Genomic DNA, 19,204 nt, shown 5'->3' with positions numbered 1-19,204 from the left:
TCACTTGACTGCCACCTCGCGGCGACAAGGATGCGTATTATGCATTGTCTTTTTACGGATGTCAAGAAATCTTTTAAAAATTTTTCTTTACAAAGTTTTTTCTCATTTATCGGTCCCTTCTCTATCATTTCAAACATTCAATTTAATAATGAGAAAGACATGAGAAAAGCTTTTTTAATCGCTCCCCTTTTGGCGGCAGCTTCCATCGCTTTTGCAGCCCCTTCTGATACAGACAGAGTCAAGGTGTTGGTTAAGCAAAAAATGAATATTGAAGCAACCAGTGCAAAACGCCTGCCCATGGGTCTTTATGAAGTTGTCGCTGATCGCAATCTTTTATATGTAGATAAGGATGTAAAGTTTTTATTTGCCGGTCATATTTACGACATCGCCAATCAAAAAGACCTAACCCAAGCTCGTTTAGATGATTTATCAAAGATCGATATAAAAGGTTTGCCTCTTGATCAAGCAATCAAAACTGTTCATGGCAAGGGCGAACGTAATTTATACATTTTCGCAGATCCCTATTGCAGTTTCTGTCAGCGCTTAGAACACACACTGAAGGATCTGGATAACGTCACCATTTATACCTTTGTCACGCCTTTGATGAATTCAGCCGCCATGGTTGACAGAATTCATTGCGCCACTAATCCTGAAAAAGCCTGGAATGATTGGATGCTTGAGCAAAAAGAGCCGCCGGAACTTCCCAAAAACTGTAAAACCGATACGGGTAACAAGAACATGATCCTATTTAACCGTTTCGGACTAGAAGGGTTGCCTACTATGTACTTTGATGATGGTTACCGCTTAGAGGGCGCTGTTAGCCTTGAGGAAATTGAAAAACGCTTCAAAGAAGTGAAGTAATTTTGACTGGCGACTGATAAAAACAGTCGCCTTTTTCTAAGTGTAAGAACCTATTTCACACGTACTTCATCATTCCAAGCGTAATATACTGAGGGTGTTCAATTAAGTTTTGCCTTTCTATATTTAACGATTAGCTGAATTCTTCTCTTGAGTTACTCCCATGATTGAATTTGTCGAACTTTTTGTTGTAGGCATCGGCGTTGGCGCATTTGGCGCATTAGTCGGTATCGGAGGCGGCATGATTATGGTGCCGCTTTTTATGTTGACAATGATGGCTCCTAACGGCTCTACATTCGAAAACGTTCAGCAAGTCATCGGAACGAGTTTGTTTGGCGTTCTGCTTAATGCCCTTTCCGGTACATGGGCCTACATCAGGCAACACAAAGTAATGTTCCGAGCGGCCGTTCCGTTTGCTTTAGCAACTGTTCCGGGCGCCTTTATGGGAAGCTACATTACGGACTACTTCACCGGCAACAGTTTCTCGCTTATTTTCGGTTCCGCGCTGTGCATTTTGGCTATTCTCATGTACAGCAAATCCAAATCAAAGAAAGCCAATGTTTCTTCTGTTAACTTCTCGGTCGAAACTGCACACTTTAATGTTTTATTAGGCGTGGCCCTTTCTTTTATTGTCGGATTTCTGTCTTCCATTCTCGGCATCGGCGGCGGTGTTATTCATGTGCCGATGATGGTCTTTATTTTGGGTTTCCCTGCTCACATTGCCGTTGCCACTTCGACATTCATTTTGATGGTTAGCTCCTGTGTGGGCGTCATTAGTCACGCCGCTCTCAATCACATCGTTTGGATTCCGGCCATTGCGGTCGGGTGCGGTGCTATGGTTGGCGCACAAATCGGCGCTCTCTTATCAAAGAGAAGCCGCCCTCGCATCATCATCGTTTTACTTTCCTGTGTGATGTTTATTTTGGGCGGCCAATTTATTTATCGCGGGCTTTTCTAAGCACTAGTTGGCTTGAGGCGTCACTCCATTGGGCAATAACACCCAAGCTTTCACTTGGCTGTTTTGTCTGCCGGCAGCCAATGCCGCCTCATCTCCGCTTCCCCAATAAAAGTCAAAGCGAATCGGGCCTTTGATGGCCCCTCCTGTATCTTGAGCAACCACGGCTCGCGTGAATTTCATATCGGGGTTGCTTTGTTCGACATCCACAACAATAGGCCAACCCAATTGGTAATAGCGCCTGTCAACGGCAACAGAGCCTTTTTCCGTCAGAGGAACGCCCTGCGCGCCAATCGGCCCTTCATTGGGATCCTGATCCTTTCGTTCAATAAAGAAAACGTAACTTGGATTTTGATTCAAAACGGCCTGAACTTTTTTGGGATTTTTCTTTGCCCAAGCTTGGATGCATTGCATCGATAGTTCGTGGCTCTTTAGGTATCCCTGGCGAACCAAATAATTGCCGATTCCACGGTATGGATGCCCGTTTACATCACCGTAACCGACGCGCATGTAGGATCCATCCGGTAGAACGATACGTCCAGAACCTTGCACCTGAAGAAAGAATGCCGCCACCGGGTCCTCTACCCATGCAATCGCGTATTTATCTAAATTCCGTTTGGCAAGTTGAGCCCGTGAATCGTACGGAACCAGGCGATTGCCTTCTATCTGCCCCCTCAAACGCAATCCTTTTAATTGAGGATAAATTTCAGCCAAGTCCACTGTAATTAGGTCTGACGGCATTGTGTGCAATGGATAAATGTATGGGGCTTTTTTCTTACGGCTTCCATAAAGAATAGGCTCGTAATAACCAGTCATTTTCCCGCTATCACTGACACTGACCGCACCGTTTTGATCAACAGTTTCTGCGATAGCCTGATACGGCGTGAAATAAGCAGCGAAGAATGTTTTCGCTTGTGTTAATGGCAAAGATTTGGCTTTTGCGCAGACATCCTCCCAACCGGGACGGCTCGCCATTTTTTCACACGACTCTTTAAAAGCTGCCAACGCCGGTTGCCAATTTTCCTCAGGCATCGCCGGCAACTGGGCATAATCAACGGGTTTTAGAGATAACTTAACCTCTCCTGGTTTCGTCGGTTTTTCAGGAGGTGTAGTTGTACACGCCGCCAACAAACTTGCAATGGCGGTGAAAAGGCAAATTCGACTCAATCGCATGGTTCTTCTCTGAAATAGTATTCGAGCATTGTACAAAATAGCGCCTTGATCTTTGGCTCTCGGTTACAATTGGTGCATCTTTATTTTTCTTGTTGGGAAAGACCCCATGTCAATTTTCAGCCGCCCCAAACCTTCGTCCAAGTGTCGTATCGCACCCTCTATTCTTTCCGCTGATTTTGCAAGACTCGGCGAAGAGGTCAGAGATGTCGTTCAAGCCGGTGCTGATTGGATTCACTTTGATGTAATGGATAACCATTATGTTCCCAATCTCACAATTGGCCCTATGGTCTGTGAAGCCATTCGTCCCCACGTGCAAGTGCCGATCGACGTACATTTGATGGTTGAACCCGTTGACAGCATTATTCCTATGTTTGCCAAAGCCGGCGCCAACTACATTACGTTTCACTGCGAAGCAACGAGACACATCGATCGCACACTCTCTCTGATTCACGATTGTGGCTGCAAAGCGGGTTTGGTGTTTAACCCTTCCACTTCACTAAACTACCTTGAATACGTTCTCGATAAAGTCGATTTGGTTTTACTGATGAGCGTTAACCCCGGGTTTGGTGGACAATCCTTTATTCCAGCCGTACTCAATAAAGTGGCAACCGCTCACAGCATTATTGACAGACACACTCGAGCCACCGGACACGAAATTTGTCTGGAAGTTGACGGTGGTGTGAAAGTCGAAAATATCGGAGCATTAGCCGCGGCTGGTGCTGATACTTTTGTAGCCGGCAGCGCCATTTTCGGCAAAAAGAGTCCCATCGGTTACAAACAGGTCATCGATGAAATGCGACAAGCCATCGATCACGACATGGAAATGTTGCGCCGTAAAGAACTCGAGGAGATGAATAGAGATCGTGGCTAACACATTGTTATTTGACTTAGATGGCACTTTATTGGATTCAGTTGATGATCTGACAGTTGCCATTAATAACACCCTGACTTCGCTTGATTTGGAAACAATCACGCGTGATGACGTCACTTTGTTTATCGGCAAGGGAGCAAAGGTGTTGGTGCAGAGGGCGTTAGAAAAATCATGCGGCAAAAAGCCTGATGAAAATACAGTGCTTGAGACTCTTCCCCGCTACCTCTCGGAGATGAAGTTAGCCGAAGGGACGAGAACAAAACAACTGCCCGGTGTTCCACAAAGCCTAAAAGCTCTCCAAAAAGCCGGTTTTAAAATGGCCATTGTCACAAATAAACCGGCCGCTATCGCCAGACGTCTAGCCTCTCAATTTAATCTGATGCCTTACTTTGAAACCATTTTGGGTGCCGGCGACGTTGACAGCGTCAAGCCCAATCCAGAAATGTTAATAGAGGCTGCTCACCGCATGGGAGTTTCTATTCGTGACTGTGTTATGATCGGTGACTCAATGAATGATTCGTTGGCGGCACGCAATGCCGGCATACGTGCATATTTATTGAAAACAGGGTATAACGAAGGCGTTGTTATCGACCAATGGGCAAAAGAGAACGCCCCGGACGATCTTGTCTTTAACACCATGACAGAGTTGTCAGAATATCTTATAAATGAACGGAGAACAAAGTGAAAAAAATTCTCTTGCTCAGCTCTCTGCTTGCTTTGATGGTTCCATGTGTCTCTAATGCCCAAGACACCATCGAACAGTGCTACAAATCAGCCACAACGACCTTGGCCGTTCGCGAATGCTTAAAAAAAGAATTGCAACAGTCCCGCGATGAATACCGCGAAACACTTGAAAAGCTCACTCAACAGGCCGGTGAACTTGATCGTGTAACGGGCCGAAATGAAACCTTGCCGGCTTTGGAAAAAGCCAATACAGCTTTTGACCGTTATGTTGCTGAACAGTGCCGCTTTGAAGAAAAAATGATGGGTGGCGGCTCCGGTGCCGGCGCAGCTAACTTGGCCTGTCAAATTAATCTCTTGCATATTCGCATGGGCGCTATTGAGTCCCATCTGAGTGCTCAATAGTCATCAAGCATCACAATGTTATTGGACACTTCTGAAGTCAAAAAGGACTGGCAGCCTTTGCTGTCGTCCTTTTTTTCTAGTACAACGGGGCAATCACTCGTTGCCTATTTGCAAAAGCGTTTAAACGACGGCGCAGTCATTTATCCGAGCACTCCGTTTAAAGCCCTGGAATTGACGTCTTTGATGCAAACTCGGGTTGTCATCGTGGGACAAGATCCCTATCACGGTCCAGGACAAGCTCAAGGCCTGGCTTTTCACGTGGCAGCGAACTGCAAAATTCCCCCAAGCCTGAAAAATATTCATAAAGAACTAACCAGAGATCTCGGAATAGCTGCACCAGACACCGGTGAGCTTTTTGGTTGGGCTAGTCAGGGCGTTTTGTTATTAAACGCAGTGCTTACCGTCGAAGACGGGAAACCGGCCAGTCACGCCAAGAAAGGCTGGGAGGTTCTTACCGACAGCCTTTTAGCCGCTGCCGCCTCGGACTGCGCTCCTAAGGTTTTTATGCTTTGGGGAAATTACGCTCAATCCAAAGAAAAACTAATTAAGTCTTGCAATGGAAATCATCTGGTATTAACGGCTAACCACCCGTCACCATTATCCGCACTTAGACCTCCCGTTCCTTTCATCGGGTGCGGACATTTCTCTAAAGCCAATGATTGGCTTTGCGCTCATCAGCAAAAGCCCATTGTCTGGTCACGGTTCTGCAACTCTGAATCTGAGCAACTTTCCCTTTCTTTTTAGCTTCTTTTTATCAAGTAGCAAAAATTTTTATGTTTTTCGAAAAAACAATACGTTACAAGCATTATGATTGTTTGCAACGTTCATTTAAGAAAAAAGCATTTGCAAAGCTATTTTTTTTCCTATAAAATGCGAGACTCTTACGGCGGCTGGGTAGCTCAGTTGGTAGAGCAGCGGATTGAAAATCCGCGTGTGGGCGGTTCGATCCCGTCCCCAGCCACCAGTAAATCGTCCCGTGTAGTGCTCACTACTCGGGATTTTTTATAGCCTATTCGCCACATCTGTTTTTTATTTTCAAAACTTAGGACGAGCTAAGGCTACGCTAACTCTTTCCTAATCTTTCCTCTTTACCATACGTCTCATGAACAAATTGATTCAAGGAGAGCAGTATGAAAAAGGCCCTTTTAGCTTCCGCTTTAATGACATTGGTTGTCCCGGTTTGCATGGCTGCGGGGCCCGTTGGATTCGGCAATTCCCCGAACAATCATAGCCAACCACAGGGATTTTCTTTAAACCCGATGAACGACATCGCCACTTTGAAGAAAAATGCTTATGATGATCAGCTCGTGACAATCAAAGGCCGTTTTACGAAGCAACTTACAAAAGACAAATTTGAGTTCACGGATACAAAAGGTCAGACCATTGTGGTGGAACTTGATGATGATCGTAACTGGTCATTTATTCGAAAAGACGCTTTAGTTGAGATTGTTGCTGAAGTTGACAAGGACTTCAAGGGGATCGAACTTGAGTGCATCAATGCAAGAAATCTTGAAAAATAAATGCCTAGAACCACAAACTCCCGAAACAGGCAACTGAATCGGGAGTTTTTGTTTTTTAGTCGTTACAGCAGGACAGATTCATCACCTTCTCAATAATATGATGCAGCTCCTGAGCCAAATCAGAGTCCGATGCACGATAAAACACTTCCTTTCCACCCCTTCTGCTTTGCACCAAACCGCTGTATTTCAATAATCTCAAATGGTGAGCAACTGCCGGACTACTCATATTCATAAAAGCAGCAATATTGATGACGCATTCCTCAGAATGGCATAACAGCAAAAAAATGCGACACCGGACCGGATCGCTTAACTGTTTGAATACCCCAGCCACCTGCTCAAAGTTATCGGTTTGAGGCAATGAACTGAACGCCTTCTCGTGCTGTCCGTGATGATGCGGTAAAGAAACTTCTTGACTCATATTAATTAAACGATTATTTAATCTTGACAATGCTAACTTTCAGGATTATATTTCCTTTTAACAATTAAGTGATTACTTAATTGATTAAAAATTTAATTTGAGGATTCTGCCATGAAAAAGACCTATGAAATCGAAGTTGACTGCGCTAACTGTGCTCAATTGATGGAACAAGCCGCCTCTAAAGTTGAAGGCGTTGCTAAGGTTGTTGTCAATTTCATGACCCAAAAAATGATCATCGAGTTTACTGAAGGCGCTGATATCAAGGCTGTAATGAAGACAGTTCTTAAAGAATGCAAGAAAGTTGAACCTGACTGTGAAATTGACCTCTAGGAAGTAGTCAAGAAGCACCGTTTTACACAGAAATGGTGCTTTTTAAATCAACAATGATTAAACAAATGTTTAACTGAACAGGATATCAAAGAGAATGAAGGCTAAACAAAAAAAGATGCTTATTCGGATCATCATCGCCTCAGTACTCTTAATCGCACTCGCGCTCTCGCCTGTTACCGGTTACCTCCGACTGGCACTATTCCTTATTCCGTACTTTATTGTCGGTTACGACATTTTGCTCAAAGCCGCCAAAGGATTTACTAACGGGCGAATTTTTGATGAAAACCTCCTAATGACGGTAGCCACTTTAGGCGCCATTGCGATTGCCTTGTACGACAATACCGGTGATTACACCGAGGCCGTCGCCGTCATGCTTTTTTATCAAATCGGCGAATGGTTCCAAGGCTACGCGGTGGGGAAAAGTCGCAAAAATATCAGTGAGTTGATGGACATTCGACCGGACTACGCCAATATCGAAAAAGATGGTCAATTGATAAAAGTCGATCCCGACGAGGTCCAAATTGGTGACATCATCGTGGTGCAGCCCGGTGAAAAAGTGCCCATTGACGGTGTTGTTATTGAAGGTGAATCTAGTCTTAACACCAGCGCACTCACTGGCGAGAGCTTGCCTAGAAGCGTCTCAGTTGACGACGAAATCACCAGCGGTTGCATCAACCTATCCGGTTTACTAAAAATCCGCACAACTAAACTTTTTGGGGACTCCACGGTCTCACAAATTCTGGAATTGGTGGAAAATGCGAGCTCACGGAAATCCCGTTCTGAGGCATTTATCACTCGGTTTGCTCGCGTCTATACACCGATCGTCTTTTTCAGCGCCTTGGCTTTAGCCGTTATTCCGCCACTGGTTCGCCTGCTGGGTATGGGATTGGATGCTCAATGGGATGATTGGATTTACCGCTCATTGGTTTTTCTCGTGATCAGCTGCCCCTGCGCTTTAGTTATCAGCATTCCATTAAGTTTCTTTGCAGGCATTGGCGGAGCGAGCAACCAAGGTATTTTGGTCAAAGGCTCAAACTTCCTTGAAAACCTCTCAGAAACCAAAGTGCTGGTGTTTGATAAAACCGGTACCTTGACAGAAGGCGTTTTTGAAGTGGTGGCGATTCACCACAACAAATTGGAAGAAAAAAAGCTTCTCGAATTGGCTGCCTTAGCAGAAAGTGCGTCTTCGCACCCAATCAGTAAAAGCTTACAAAAAGCCTATGGCTTGCCCCTAAACCGTGATCGGGTTAAAGACATTCACGAAATAAGCGGACAAGGTGTTGTCGCCAAAATCGACGACATGGAAGTCGCCGCCGGTAACGAAAAACTGATGAAAAGCCTCAATGTTGAAGCGATTGCCTGCCACAGTGTCGGTACTATCGTTCACATTGCAATCAATGGTGAATATCACGGTCACATCGTCATTTCTGACCGAATCAAGGCTCATGCTAAAGAAACCATCCGTGCAGTGAAAAAAGCCGGTATTCAAAAAACCGTCATGCTTTCAGGCGACAGTCGTAAAGTGGCCGAGCACGTTGCCAAAGAATTGGGAATTGATGAAGTTCGAAGTGAGCTTATGCCCGCCGATAAAGTTCGAATTGTTGAAGAGCTTTTGGAGCAGAACAAATCCCGAGGCAAGCTCGCCTTTGTTGGCGATGGCATTAATGACGCACCGGTACTGTCCCGCGCCGATATTGGTATTGCCATGGGTGCCATGGGATCTGATGCTGCAATTGAAGCAGCCGATGTTGTACTGATGGACGATGATCCCTTAAAGATTGCCAAAGGCATCAAGATCTCGCGTAAGTGTTTGGCGATCGTCAAAGAAAATATTTGGTTTGCCATCGGCATTAAAGTTGCCTGCTTGATTCTCGGTGCCTTTGGCATCGCCAACATGTGGATGGCCATTTTCGCTGACGTCGGCGTGATGATTTTGGCTATTTTGAACGCTATACGAGCTTTGTTTGTCAAAAACCTCTAATCCTTGATCTCCTTCTGAGGCGACAAAAGTCGCCTCTTTTTTCACCGCGCCTTACCCTCATTTCGGTTATCCTAAAGATCGCTTTTATTATTCACTTATTAAACAAATTTCAACTTGAGGAAATGAAATTTTCATTTTTTGATATATTACTGTCAGGATATTTGCAGGTCATTTAGGAAGTCATATTCATGGATATTTCTCACGACGATCTTGAATTTTTCCTAGCGCTTTGGGAAACTCGCAGCATTACTCAAGCTGCCCGAGATTTGAATTTAACAATGCCCACCGCTTCTCGTCGGATGGCACGTTTGCGTGAGCTTTTTGGCGACCCCTGCTTCGTTCGCTCTCACAAAGGACTTTTACCTACAGATTTCACCATCGCCAATGTCGGAGAAATTATCCAGCTTCATCGGCAACTGCTTGAACTCACTCAAAGAAAAACTTTTGAACCATCGCAGTTAAAGCGAGTCATCCGCATTGCCATACCGGACAATGCCATGCCGTTTTTATTGCCGAATGTTGTCAAAGCCATTACCGATCAAGCGCCACTTTGTTCCATCGCTTTTCTGCACAGCTCTCACAACAGCTTCGAGGACTTACAAAAAGGCTATATCGATTTTTTGATAAATCCCAAAAGTCTTGTTCCCCGTGGCAGTCATTTCATGCCTTTGCATGCATTTGACCAAGTTATTCTCGTCAGAAAAACGCATCCCTTGGTAGAGATTTACCGCCAAAAAGGCACCGTAAATCCTGAAGATTTAAAACACTATGAGCGAATCCTGGTTAATGACAGCTATGCGGCCACGCAAAATAATGATATTTATTTAAGCAATTACGATCGCTATTTCATGACCGACAACGTTCAGAGAACCCGCATCGTTGTCCCGTACTTTATCGGTGCCCAGTACTTCTTGGAAAACACAGACCTGACATTGTCGTTGCCAAAGGAAACTGCAGAAAAAATTGCAGAAAGAAATCCTTATCTCACAACCATTCCCAGTCCACTGGCCAAATCCGGAGCAATTGTTCCATGCCTTTTCTGGCATGAACGCACGCACCACGATCCTGCCATGCAATGGATAAGAGCTCAGTTTAAAGCGTACGCACAAACCGAAGAAGGAGCGCGCGAGGCCCGTCAAGACAACTTTTAAAAATTGAAACTTACCTACACGAGATTTTTATTTTTTTGCTGAAAAATCCCTCTAGGTTGATTTTCCTTGTCCTCATAAACTGAGTCTTGATCAAAAGATCTCCACCTTATGAGGACAACATGAAAAAACTTACTTCCATCGCACTCGCTGTTTCTTTAGCAACAGCCGCAATCTCCGCTCAGGCTTCTGAGGCCATGTCAGGCCCCAAAGTGGGTTTCATTGCCCAAGGCAACATCGGCGAAGTTGTCATGAATCCCTATGACATCGCTCCGCTGACGGCTGTCATCCGTAACGGCGGCTACACACTTGAAGACGCTACCGTCCGTATTGTTCCGAAAAAAGATGGTCAAGAAATCAAATACAACGTCTCCAAGCGCCAATTACTCACCCACGGCGGTATTCCGGTCTTCGGTCTCTATCCAGACTACGTCAACACGGTGGAAGTAACGTACACGCGTAACGACAATGGTAAGAAGGAAAAATTCAGCGAATCTTATACGATGTATGCTCCCGCTGTTTTCCAAGCCACCAACGGCATTCCTTCTCTGAAATCTTCCATGTTTAAGACCAAAGTAAATAAGGCTGATCCCGCCTTCGGCGATCGCCTTTATTTGGTCAACAACTTGATGCAAAACTACGCCAAGGCCTCCCGTATTGTTTGGAATAACCCGAACGGCGGTGCTTTGCAATGGAACTTCTATCCGCAAAACGCCATTATCGACACGAAGGGTGAAGTGCGCTGGTACATGCACGTCGAACCGATCTACGACGTTGAAGATCCGTATCGCTCCGGCGTAATGATGGGCTTTCAACAAGACCAAGACGGCAACATCACCTGGGGTTATGGCCAACGCTACGCCAAGTATGACCTCTTGGGCCGTGAAATCTACAACCGCCGTCTGCCTTCTGCCTACGCTGACTTCTCTCACTCCTTTGACAACGCTCAAAACGGTCACGCTTTCTTGCGTGTGTCCTCGGCAGATTATCGCCGTCCCGACGGCAAGCGCGTGCATACTGTTCGTGACGTGATTTTGGAATTGGATGAACAAGGTCAAGTTTTCGACGAATGGAAGTTGTGGGAAAGCTTGGATCCGTGGCGTGACGTCGTCTTAAAGACGATGGACCAAGGCGCTGTGTGCTTAAACATTGACGCTTCCAAGTCCGGTCAAACGTTAAGCGCTGAAGACCTCGCCAAGATGGACGAATCTGATCAATTCGGTGACATCACCGGTGCCGGTCCTGGCCGTAACTGGGCTCACGTTAACTCGGTTGACTACGACCCGACCGATGACTCCATCATTATTTCCTCTCGTCACCAATCGGCTATTGTGAAGATCGGCCGTGACAAGAAAGTGAAATGGATTCTCGCTACCCCGACAGGCTGGAATAAGGATTTGTTGGGTAAGGTTTTGACCCCGGTGGACAGCAAGGGCAAGAAGATCAAATGCGAAAACAATCAATGTGAAGGCGGCTTTGACTGGACCTGGACGCAACACACTGCTTTCCGCATTGACGAAAAGAGCAACAAGGACGTGATCTATATCACCGCTTTCGATAACGGTGATGGTCGTCACCTCGAACAACCCGCTATCCCGTCCATGAAGTACAGCCGCGCAGTCGTCTTCAAGATCGACCAAAAGAAGATGACCGTTCAACAAATTTGGGAATACGGCAAAGAACGCGGCAACGAATGGTATAGCCCGGTAACTTCTTTGACCAAGTACTACAAGGATAAGGACTCTGTCTTCGTGTACTCGGCCACCGCCGGCATGGGCGCCAAGTTCACAAACGCCGTTGCACCGAATCCCTTCATCGAAGAATTCAAGTGGGGCGCCAAAGAACCTTCTGTTGAAATCCAATTGCTTGACACGATGGGTTATCAAGCAATGCCGATCAGCGTTGAAAAGGCTTTCAACACGAAGTAATTCTTTATGAAAACCGGGGCGAAGACATGCGTCTTCGCCCTTAGCAATACATTTAAATCAAAAGGAAATTTAATATGTTACGTCGCCAATTCTTAGCTGCTGCCGCCGCTGTCGGCATGGCTTTCTCCGTTTCTGCTTTTGCCGCCCCGGTTGAAGGTCAAGACTACGTTGTTCTAGAAAAACCGATTGTTAACGCCGATAAAACATTAATCAAGGTTTACTCCTACGACTGTCCCTTCTGCTACCGCTATGACAAAGGTGTGGTTCCCATCCTTAAAGAAAAACTCGGCAAGGAACTCACCTTTAAGGACTATCACCTTCACACCAAAGGTAAATATGGCAATCAAGGCGATGACGTTCTCGCTGTGCTTTGGGTTGAGGACGAAGCCGCTGGCCGCGATCCGACAGATGAAGGCTCTTTGCACAAAAAAGCCAAATTTGCTCTCTATCAGGCTTACCACGATAAGAAAGAACGCTGGGATGCCGGTGAAGACGCTTTCTTGAAGACCGCTCTTGACGCTGCCGGTATGAGCCGCACCGATTTTGATCAAAAGAAGAACGATCCGAAGGTTCAAGCTCTCGTGAAGTCTTGGAAAGACTGCACCTATGATGTCGCCAAAGTCCAAGGCGTGCCCGCTTTCGTAGTCAATGGTAAATATTTGTTGAAGACGGCTTCTATCACTTCGATTGACAGCATGGTCGACAACATCCGTGAATTGTCTAAGAAATAAGGAAGGGCCTCATGAAAGGGTTTTGTTCAAGCTTTAAAAAAGATCCCATGGGGACGCTTGCCGCCTGGCAAGACACTCGTGAACCGTGGCTGCTTTTTGCATTTACGTCCATCTTGTTAGTGCTTCTAGCGCACTACTTATTCCAAAACTGGCTGCATATGCTGCCCTGTGAACAATGCGTCTACATCCGTTACGGCAATATCGTAATGGCAATCGGCGCCTTCATTGTTGCAATTAAACCGAAGGTGATTTGGTCTAAGATCGTCGGTATCGGCATCTTCCTCTACGGCTTGATCTACACAATGATGTGCTCTTGGAAACTGATGGGCATCCATGACGCCGTGCATTCTGATGATCCGTTGGCGATGTTTGGCATGCAAGGCTGCTCGACAGAACCCACCTACCACTTTGGTCTCCCACTCGATAAATGGTGGCCAGATTGGTTTAAGCAAACCGGCGATTGCGGTTATGACGCTCCGGTCGTGCCGGCGGGTACTGAATTGGGCGATTTCCAACGTTGGTTGATCGAGGTTTACCAAGCAAGCGATGGTTGGTACCTGTTTCCACAATGGAAATTTATGGACATGGCCGAATGTTGCATGCTCGCGTGCGTCTGCTACGCTATTTTGTTAGCCGCTCTTTTATTCGCATGGATAAAGCGCGACTATCTGAAGTAAACCTAATGGTAAGACGATAAGGCCTTTACTAAATAACCTCACGAGTAACCAAGCAAAAGAGCTGAACTCCTGTCTGATTGAATCTGGCGGGAGTTTTTACTATTTTTTGCGTCAAAACATTTTGGCAGTCCTATACTGAAAGTGTCAGTTCTAAAGTTTGGGAGAAATGTAATGGCATACAACTTTGACAAAATTTATATCAATGGCCATTGGTGCGATTCAACAAGCGGGCGGTTTATTGAGGTTGAAAACCCCGCAACGCTTGAACATTTTGCACGGGTTCCCGAAGGAAATGAAAAAGATATTGATGCCGCGGTAAAAGCCGCGCACGAAGCCTTTAAGAGTTGGAGCAATACGGAGTTGGCTGTTAGAGTCGGCCTGATGAAAAAGATGCTCACAATCTTTGAGGGCTACCAAGACAAAATCATTGATCTTGAAGTCAAAGAGTTGGGAGCGCCCGTTAGCTTTTCTGTGCAGTCTCATTGTGTGTACCAATACACAAGAACCCAATCCTATATTGATTGCGCAATGCAACTACCTTTGGAAGAAAGCCTGCAAGCTTCAACGGTCTATCGTGAACCGATCGGGGTTGTCGCTTGCATTACCCCTTGGAACTACCCGCTCGGTCAGGTCGTCCAAAAGGTTATTCCCGCAATCCTTATGGGCAACACCGTTGTGCTTAAACCAAGCCAACATACTCCGCTTACAGCCTATCTCTTAATTGATGCTTTCGATCAAGCGGGCTTCCCGCCTGGAGTTATTAACATGGTTACAGGTAAAGGCAGTGCCGTAGGCGATGCCCTTGCTTCTCACCCCTTAGTGGATATGGTTTCCTTTACCGGATCAACCAAAGTCGGCTCTAAACTGAGCCAACGTGCCTTAGAAAGTATTAAGCGAATCAGCTTGGAATTGGGTGGCAAGTCACCTTTCGTTTGGCTGCCTGGCGCCGACTATGAAAAAGCTGTCGGTAAACTTTTTGATTCCATATTCCTCAATAGTGGTCAGACCTGCACGGCTTTTTCTCGTCTGCTTGTTGCCGAAGAAGATAAAAAGACCGTTGAAGCGCTATTGCTTAAGCATATTCCTGACTATATTGTGGGCGATCCGAGCGATCCTAAAACAAAAATTGGACCGGTTTCCTCCAAGGCCCAATTTGAAAAAATTACTGCCTATTTGAAGTTAGGACTTGAAGAAGGAGCAAAACTTCTGACAGGAGAAATTCCTACGGATTACTCTCACGGCTACTACATTAAACCGGCTATTTTTACTGATGTTAAAAATTCCATGAGAATTGCTCGTGAGGAAATCTTTGGACCGGTTCTCTGTTTGATTACTTATAAAACCATTGAAGAAGCGATTGCCATTGCCAACGACACCCTTTATGGACTTAATGCCGCTGTCTTTGGCAATAAACAAAAAGCCATTGAAGTTGCTAAACAAATCAAAGCCGGCAACGTTTATATCAATGACGCTCCCCGTGACGTCACGGCTCCCTTTGGCGGATACAAACAAAGTGGCATCGGTCGAGAAGGCGGTTTTGCCGGACTGCTCGAATTTACTCAACCTAAAGCAATTTTTGATCGTTCAAGCTTCTAGTTGCATTGGATAATTTTTAATGTCGGCTTGCATCCATCTGGGTGCAAGCTCTTTTTATGGGAAAAATTCAAGGTTCTTTTCTTTGCGGCCTACCAAACTGACCAGGACAAAAACGACAATTGAAGCAAGAATGGCCGGAGTGACAGCATGCCAGCCGCCAAGATCGGGTTTCACTAAACAGGCCCATCCGTAAATACAGAGGCCGACGCAAACAGCCGCCCACGCCCCTAAACGCGTTGCCCGAGCCCAAAAAAGACCGCCGATCAATGGGCACAAAAAAACAATTTCCAATCCCCCAAACGCAAACATATTGATCCAAACAATAATGTCCATGGGAGCAACAGCTAAAAGAAGCGACAGCAACCCTATTGAAAAAGTACAAACTTTGGCATACCGCCTTACTGCTTCGCCTTTATCAGGGATGCTACTGTAGCGTTTTAAAAATAGGTCTTTGATAATCGCAGAGGAAGCAGCAATCAATAGTGAGCTGACAGTAGACATGGTGGCTGCAATCGGAGCAACTAGGGTAATACCGGCCACCCATGGGTTCATATGATGGGAAATTAAATAAGGAATCATCGCATCGGTGTTGTGGCCGAAAACGGTAGCATCCGGAATAACTCCACGGGCCAAGAACCCCAAAAGTGTCATACCGATCATCAGCGCACCACAAACAGCCGTGCTTACCACCATGGCCAAATGCAAGTCTTCCGTTCGTCTGTAGGCCATGCAACGAACGGCTGACTGTGGCAGGGCTACCGTTGCAAAGCCCACCAGGATCCAGGATGAAAAAAGAAGAGTCCAGGGAAGCGCTCCCGAAGACGTTGGCGTAAAAAAGGCTTGTGCCTGCCCGGCGTTTGCCTCTTGAGTAATTTTTTGCATCAAAGAGGACAGACCGCCCGCCTGTCCGATGATATCGGCGGCCAACACACCCATTCCGACAAGCATCAATAGGGCACAGACTGTATCGGTTATAGCAACAGCCTTAAATCCTCCGGTGGTTGTATAAGCAATGACAACGACGCCGAAGACCAAAAGTCCCAACACATAATCGATACCGGCCGCTTGGGAAATCAGTTGAGCACCGCCGATAAATTGCCCCACCATCATGGCCATGAAGAAGAAAAGCAGCGCAATGGATAAAAACGCTCCTAATGCGGGGCTTTTAAAACGAGCCACTATGACATCAATAACGGTAATGGCTCCAATTTTTCTACTAACCAAAGATAATTTTTTGCCGAGCACTCCTAACACCAGAAAACCCGTGATGATTTGAGGGGCGGCAAATACTACCCAGCCTAATCCGTACTGCCAGGCAAGACCGGGACCGGAGACAAATGAGCTCACCGAACCATAGGTGGCCACAAGCGTCATTGCCAAAACGAACCCCTTAAGAGCCCGATCGCCTAAAAAATAACTTTTTAAAAAATCAGCACCCGTTCTTTGCGGATCCGTGCGTCCGAGAAGCAACAGAGCCAAAAGAAATAGGATAAGAGGAATGAAGATGACCCAAGACGGACTCACGGCTCCTTCTCCTCTTTATGATCAAGATTGAAATTGCGCAGGAAATACTTTACTAATAACCAAACAACCAATACGGATAAGAGATAGCCGCCAATACAAGAGAGCCAAAACCAAAGCGGCAAGCCCCAACATGAATAAGCCGAATCCTGTGTCAAAAAAAGAACACCCCAGAAAAAGAGAAATAACAAAAGTGCTGCCCCAACCGTATAGAGTGCCTCTCTATGGCTTTGTTCGATTGCTTCTTTATACGTTTTGGGACTCTTCATACTAGGATCTCTTTTGTGCGGCTTCGATGAAAAATTCTACTAGGCGCAGATTTTCCGGCCGTCCCTGATAGATACGCTCCGGGTGCCATTGAACAGCAACCAGAAAATCATCGCCATTGGCTTGAACCGCCTCAACAATTTGATCGGTTGAACAGCGGGCAATCACATTCAGAGTAGGGGCAACCCGATCAACTGCTTGGTGGTGAAAACTATTGACTGTTATGACTTGCTCTGCACAGGCTTTAAAGAGATAAGACTCGCCCAATACATCCACTTCATGCATGGTCGGAGTCCCCGGCGTGACATAGCGATGTTCCGTTCGGCTGCCGACTTGATTGGGAATATCTTCTATCAGTGTTCCGCCCATTGCCACGTTAATGAGCTGCATACCGCGGCAAATGCCGAAAATCGGTTTATGGGTGTTGCGGGCTGCATCAAAAAGGGCAAATTCCACCGCATCACGTACTAGAGCCGGTTTTTGACAATACTGGGGGCACCGGCTGTCAAAATAACTCGGAGCAATATCTTGACCGCCCGTAAACAAAAAGCCGTCACAACGAACGACAGCTTCATGAATAGCTTCCGGTGAGACATTTAAAGGCAGTACCATCGGCATGCCGCCCGCATCCCAAATTAGCTCTAAATAGTCTTGCCACATCCAACCGCAGGACTTTACATCGTCCCAAAGTGATGTCACGCCAATCAAAGGTCGCATAAAAAAACTCAAATGCAGAAACGCCACATCCCCTTTGGATTTTTCGCCAACCCAAAGGGGGTTAATTTCCGACAGTATATTCGGTTTGATAACGATTAGAGTTTCTTAGGTAACAGCGGTTCTTCGTCTTCGACGCCAACCAAACTCAAAGCTGTCAAAGTCAGCAACTGCGGGCCTAAATGGGTGTCAATCATTTCGAAGAATTCTTTCACATTGTGCGCATTTTCAGCGTGTCCGCCCGAGCACAAGCAAGTCGACGGGATATTTTCACTCATCGGCGCATTAGCATCCGTTGAAGAGCGGCCATATTGAGTCAGCTCAATACCCAACACTTTCTGCGCGCTACGGGCAACTTGAAGCACGGGGCAATCATGCGGACGAGTGCCGGCGGGGCGGTCACCGATTGCCGTTTTTGTTACCTTAAGGATGCGTTCCGGATCGGTAATTGTCCAAGACGCGTTTTCTTCTGCGACAGCTTCATCGAACTTCGAAAGAATTTCCGCTTCCAAAGCCAAAAGACATTGGTTGTCAAAGCTTCTCATGTCAATTTCGACTTCGCAGTGAGCGGCGATGGAATTAACAGTCGTCCCACCTTTAATCGTTCCAACCGTCCAGGTTGTCTTCGGATCAGCAGCCGGACGCAAATCAGCAAACTTTTCAATAGCACGAGCCATGGCGTGAATAGCGCTCGGCGTCTTTCCATATTCAGCGAAGCTGTGGCCGCCCAAACCGTCAATGCTCACGCGCCAGCGATGAGAACCCGTAGCTCCGTAGAGCACACGACCCACATCAGTGGAGTCCACCGCGATAAAGCCGTCAATCTTATTGTTTTTGACCAAATGTTTAGAACCGCGAATGTCACCGTTGCCTTCTTCACCAACAGTACCCACGAACCAAATATCACCTTTTGTCTGGATGTTGGCTTCTTCAAGACCTCTTAAAACCTGCAAAATGGCACGAAGGCCGGAGCAATTGTCACCGATGCCGGGAGCCGAATAACGAATACCGTCTTTTTTCACCGTCACATCCGTATCGATGGAAAAAACGGAGTCCATATGTGCGCCCAAAACCAAAATCGGGCCGCCTTCCACAGTGCCTTTGCGAACACCGATGACATTGCCGATTTCATCCATCTTCACATCAGTCAAACCATAGGCCTTCATGCGTTCAAGAACGGATTGCGCACGCTTTTCTTCCATAAAGGTCGGCGCGGGAATTTCACAGAGTTCTACCTGTTCATCCATTGCTCGTTGAACATCACGCTTGGCGATTTGAAGTGCTTTTTGAACTTTTTCTAATTGAGCAACTTTTTGTACCTGAGAGAAAACCGCTTCACTTAATGCAGGAAGTTCTTTAGCCATATATCCTCCAAAAGATTACAACTATCCCTTCCTTTTAATCCATTGAGTATGGAAAGGACGTCAAAA

General features: G+C 46.2%; 20 protein-coding genes and 1 tRNA gene. 15 read left to right on the top strand and 6 right to left on the bottom strand.

Going from position 1 to position 19,204, the window contains the following annotated elements; genetic code table 11:
* Positions 1–159: 159 nt before the first annotated feature.
* Both M3080_RS02720 and M3080_RS02715 read left to right on the top strand, forming a co-directional pair.
* Complete coding sequence (locus tag M3080_RS02720; protein WP_249091762.1) at positions 160–861, top strand: DsbC family protein; 702 nt, start codon at positions 160–162, stop codon at positions 859–861.
* Between the two features lie 160 nt (positions 862–1,021).
* The gene (locus M3080_RS02715) at positions 1,022–1,816 is read left to right on the top strand and encodes a sulfite exporter TauE/SafE family protein (protein WP_022472451.1); all 795 of its coding nucleotides are present in this window, start codon (positions 1,022–1,024) and stop codon (positions 1,814–1,816) included.
* A 3-nt stretch (positions 1,817–1,819) separates the two neighbouring features.
* Here M3080_RS02715 and mltA read toward each other — a convergent pair whose 3' ends face one another.
* On the bottom strand, positions 1,820–2,986 hold the full coding sequence (gene mltA, locus M3080_RS02710) for a murein transglycosylase A (RefSeq protein WP_249091761.1): 1,167 nt from the start codon (positions 2,984–2,986) through the stop codon (positions 1,820–1,822).
* A gap of 106 nt (positions 2,987–3,092) precedes the next feature.
* On the opposite strand from mltA, the gene rpe reads away from it, so the two are divergent.
* From rpe to M3080_RS02680, 6 genes are all read left to right on the top strand, one after another.
* Positions 3,093–3,857 (top strand): ribulose-phosphate 3-epimerase, encoded by a 765-nt coding sequence (gene rpe / locus M3080_RS02705; protein ID WP_249091760.1) that lies wholly within the window; start codon positions 3,093–3,095, stop codon positions 3,855–3,857.
* Complete coding sequence (locus M3080_RS02700) at positions 3,850–4,542, top strand: HAD-IA family hydrolase (protein WP_249091759.1); 693 nt, start codon at positions 3,850–3,852, stop codon at positions 4,540–4,542. The genes rpe and M3080_RS02700 overlap by 8 nt, the downstream gene beginning before the upstream one ends.
* Positions 4,539–4,943, top strand: a complete 405-nt coding sequence (locus M3080_RS02695) for a lysozyme inhibitor LprI family protein (protein ID WP_022472455.1) — start codon at positions 4,539–4,541, stop codon at positions 4,941–4,943. The genes M3080_RS02700 and M3080_RS02695 overlap by 4 nt, the downstream gene beginning before the upstream one ends.
* 15 nt (positions 4,944–4,958) lie before the next feature.
* Positions 4,959–5,687 (top strand): uracil-DNA glycosylase, encoded by a 729-nt coding sequence (locus tag M3080_RS02690; RefSeq protein ID WP_022472456.1) that lies wholly within the window; start codon positions 4,959–4,961, stop codon positions 5,685–5,687.
* A gap of 144 nt (positions 5,688–5,831) precedes the next feature.
* Positions 5,832–5,907: transfer RNA gene (locus M3080_RS02685), tRNA-Phe, on the top strand.
* Positions 5,908–6,073: 166 nt separating this feature from the next.
* Positions 6,074–6,463 (top strand): YgiW/YdeI family stress tolerance OB fold protein, encoded by a 390-nt coding sequence (locus M3080_RS02680; RefSeq protein WP_022472457.1) that lies wholly within the window; start codon positions 6,074–6,076, stop codon positions 6,461–6,463.
* A gap of 55 nt (positions 6,464–6,518) precedes the next feature.
* On the opposite strand, the gene M3080_RS02675 is transcribed toward M3080_RS02680, so the two are convergent.
* Positions 6,519–6,881 (bottom strand): ArsR/SmtB family transcription factor, encoded by a 363-nt coding sequence (locus M3080_RS02675; protein ID WP_249091758.1) that lies wholly within the window; start codon positions 6,879–6,881, stop codon positions 6,519–6,521.
* A gap of 111 nt (positions 6,882–6,992) precedes the next feature.
* Between M3080_RS02675 and M3080_RS02670 the strand changes: the two genes are divergently transcribed.
* From M3080_RS02670 to M3080_RS02640, 7 genes are all read left to right on the top strand, one after another.
* Entirely contained in the window at positions 6,993–7,211 is a 219-nt protein-coding gene (locus tag M3080_RS02670) for a cation transporter (RefSeq protein ID WP_022472459.1), read from the top strand.
* 94 nt (positions 7,212–7,305) lie between these two features.
* A complete protein-coding gene (locus M3080_RS02665; RefSeq protein ID WP_249091757.1) occupies positions 7,306–9,192 on the top strand; it encodes a heavy metal translocating P-type ATPase in 1,887 nt (628 codons plus the stop codon).
* A 188-nt stretch (positions 9,193–9,380) separates the two neighbouring features.
* The gene (locus tag M3080_RS02660) at positions 9,381–10,343 is read left to right on the top strand and encodes a LysR family transcriptional regulator (RefSeq protein ID WP_249091756.1); all 963 of its coding nucleotides are present in this window, start codon (positions 9,381–9,383) and stop codon (positions 10,341–10,343) included.
* 119 nt (positions 10,344–10,462) lie between these two features.
* On the top strand, positions 10,463–12,268 hold the full coding sequence (locus tag M3080_RS02655; protein WP_249091755.1) for an aryl-sulfate sulfotransferase: 1,806 nt from the start codon (positions 10,463–10,465) through the stop codon (positions 12,266–12,268).
* A 74-nt stretch (positions 12,269–12,342) separates the two neighbouring features.
* On the top strand, positions 12,343–12,999 hold the full coding sequence (locus tag M3080_RS02650) for a thiol:disulfide interchange protein DsbA/DsbL (RefSeq protein WP_249091754.1): 657 nt from the start codon (positions 12,343–12,345) through the stop codon (positions 12,997–12,999).
* An 11-nt stretch (positions 13,000–13,010) separates the two neighbouring features.
* The gene (gene dsbI / locus M3080_RS02645) at positions 13,011–13,676 is read left to right on the top strand and encodes a protein-disulfide oxidoreductase DsbI (protein WP_249091753.1); all 666 of its coding nucleotides are present in this window, start codon (positions 13,011–13,013) and stop codon (positions 13,674–13,676) included.
* Between the two features lie 171 nt (positions 13,677–13,847).
* Complete coding sequence (locus tag M3080_RS02640) at positions 13,848–15,272, top strand: aldehyde dehydrogenase family protein (RefSeq protein WP_249091752.1); 1,425 nt, start codon at positions 13,848–13,850, stop codon at positions 15,270–15,272.
* 54 nt (positions 15,273–15,326) lie between these two features.
* Here M3080_RS02640 and panF read toward each other — a convergent pair whose 3' ends face one another.
* The 4 genes from panF to M3080_RS02620 all read right to left on the bottom strand — a co-directional run bounded on the left by panF (position 15,327) and on the right by M3080_RS02620 (position 19,138).
* Positions 15,327–16,796 carry a sodium/pantothenate symporter gene (panF, locus tag M3080_RS02635; protein WP_249091751.1) on the bottom strand — a complete coding sequence of 490 codons (1,470 nt, stop codon included), beginning with the start codon at positions 16,794–16,796 and terminating at the stop codon, positions 15,327–15,329.
* A complete protein-coding gene (locus M3080_RS02630) occupies positions 16,793–17,062 on the bottom strand; it encodes a DUF997 family protein (RefSeq protein ID WP_249091749.1) in 270 nt (89 codons plus the stop codon). Before M3080_RS02630 ends, panF begins: the two co-directional genes overlap by 4 nt.
* Position 17,063: 1 nt before the next feature.
* Positions 17,064–17,777 (bottom strand): gamma-glutamyl-gamma-aminobutyrate hydrolase family protein, encoded by a 714-nt coding sequence (locus M3080_RS02625; protein WP_249091748.1) that lies wholly within the window; start codon positions 17,775–17,777, stop codon positions 17,064–17,066.
* A gap of 95 nt (positions 17,778–17,872) precedes the next feature.
* On the bottom strand, positions 17,873–19,138 hold the full coding sequence (locus M3080_RS02620) for a M20/M25/M40 family metallo-hydrolase (protein WP_249091746.1): 1,266 nt from the start codon (positions 19,136–19,138) through the stop codon (positions 17,873–17,875).
* Positions 19,139–19,204: the final 66 nt, after the last annotated feature.

It is taken from the genome of Parasutterella secunda, from assembly GCF_023336895.1.
Taxonomy (GTDB): Bacteria; Pseudomonadota; Gammaproteobacteria; order Burkholderiales; family Burkholderiaceae_F; genus Aphodousia; species Aphodousia faecalis.
Note: the sequence above shows the minus strand (reverse complement) of the source record. Positions and strands in the feature narration are given on the sequence as shown.

Excerpts from the sequence above, each read along its gene's own strand:
- M3080_RS02660 (WP_249091756.1), top strand. The coding sequence starts at position 9,381 with ATGGATATTTCTCACGACGATCTTGAATTTTTCCTAGCGCTTTGGGAA.
- M3080_RS02670 (WP_022472459.1), top strand. The coding sequence starts at position 6,993 with ATGAAAAAGACCTATGAAATCGAAGTTGACTGCGCTAACTGTGCTCAA.
- M3080_RS02625 (WP_249091748.1), bottom strand. The coding sequence starts at position 17,777 with ATGCGACCTTTGATTGGCGTGACATCACTTTGGGACGATGTAAAGTCC.
- M3080_RS02620 (WP_249091746.1), bottom strand. The coding sequence starts at position 19,138 with ATGGCTAAAGAACTTCCTGCATTAAGTGAAGCGGTTTTCTCTCAGGTA.
- M3080_RS02720 (WP_249091762.1), top strand. The coding sequence starts at position 160 with ATGAGAAAAGCTTTTTTAATCGCTCCCCTTTTGGCGGCAGCTTCCATC.
- M3080_RS02690 (WP_022472456.1), top strand. The coding sequence starts at position 4,959 with ATGTTATTGGACACTTCTGAAGTCAAAAAGGACTGGCAGCCTTTGCTG.
- mltA (WP_249091761.1), bottom strand. The coding sequence starts at position 2,986 with ATGCGATTGAGTCGAATTTGCCTTTTCACCGCCATTGCAAGTTTGTTG.
- rpe (WP_249091760.1), top strand. The coding sequence starts at position 3,093 with ATGTCAATTTTCAGCCGCCCCAAACCTTCGTCCAAGTGTCGTATCGCA.
- M3080_RS02680 (WP_022472457.1), top strand. The coding sequence starts at position 6,074 with ATGAAAAAGGCCCTTTTAGCTTCCGCTTTAATGACATTGGTTGTCCCG.
- M3080_RS02630 (WP_249091749.1), bottom strand. The coding sequence starts at position 17,062 with ATGAAGAGTCCCAAAACGTATAAAGAAGCAATCGAACAAAGCCATAGA.
- M3080_RS02715 (WP_022472451.1), top strand. The coding sequence starts at position 1,022 with ATGATTGAATTTGTCGAACTTTTTGTTGTAGGCATCGGCGTTGGCGCA.
- M3080_RS02650 (WP_249091754.1), top strand. The coding sequence starts at position 12,343 with ATGTTACGTCGCCAATTCTTAGCTGCTGCCGCCGCTGTCGGCATGGCT.
- M3080_RS02640 (WP_249091752.1), top strand. The coding sequence starts at position 13,848 with ATGGCATACAACTTTGACAAAATTTATATCAATGGCCATTGGTGCGAT.
- M3080_RS02675 (WP_249091758.1), bottom strand. The coding sequence starts at position 6,881 with ATGAGTCAAGAAGTTTCTTTACCGCATCATCACGGACAGCACGAGAAG.
- dsbI (WP_249091753.1), top strand. The coding sequence starts at position 13,011 with ATGAAAGGGTTTTGTTCAAGCTTTAAAAAAGATCCCATGGGGACGCTT.
- M3080_RS02665 (WP_249091757.1), top strand. The coding sequence starts at position 7,306 with ATGAAGGCTAAACAAAAAAAGATGCTTATTCGGATCATCATCGCCTCA.
- M3080_RS02655 (WP_249091755.1), top strand. The coding sequence starts at position 10,463 with ATGAAAAAACTTACTTCCATCGCACTCGCTGTTTCTTTAGCAACAGCC.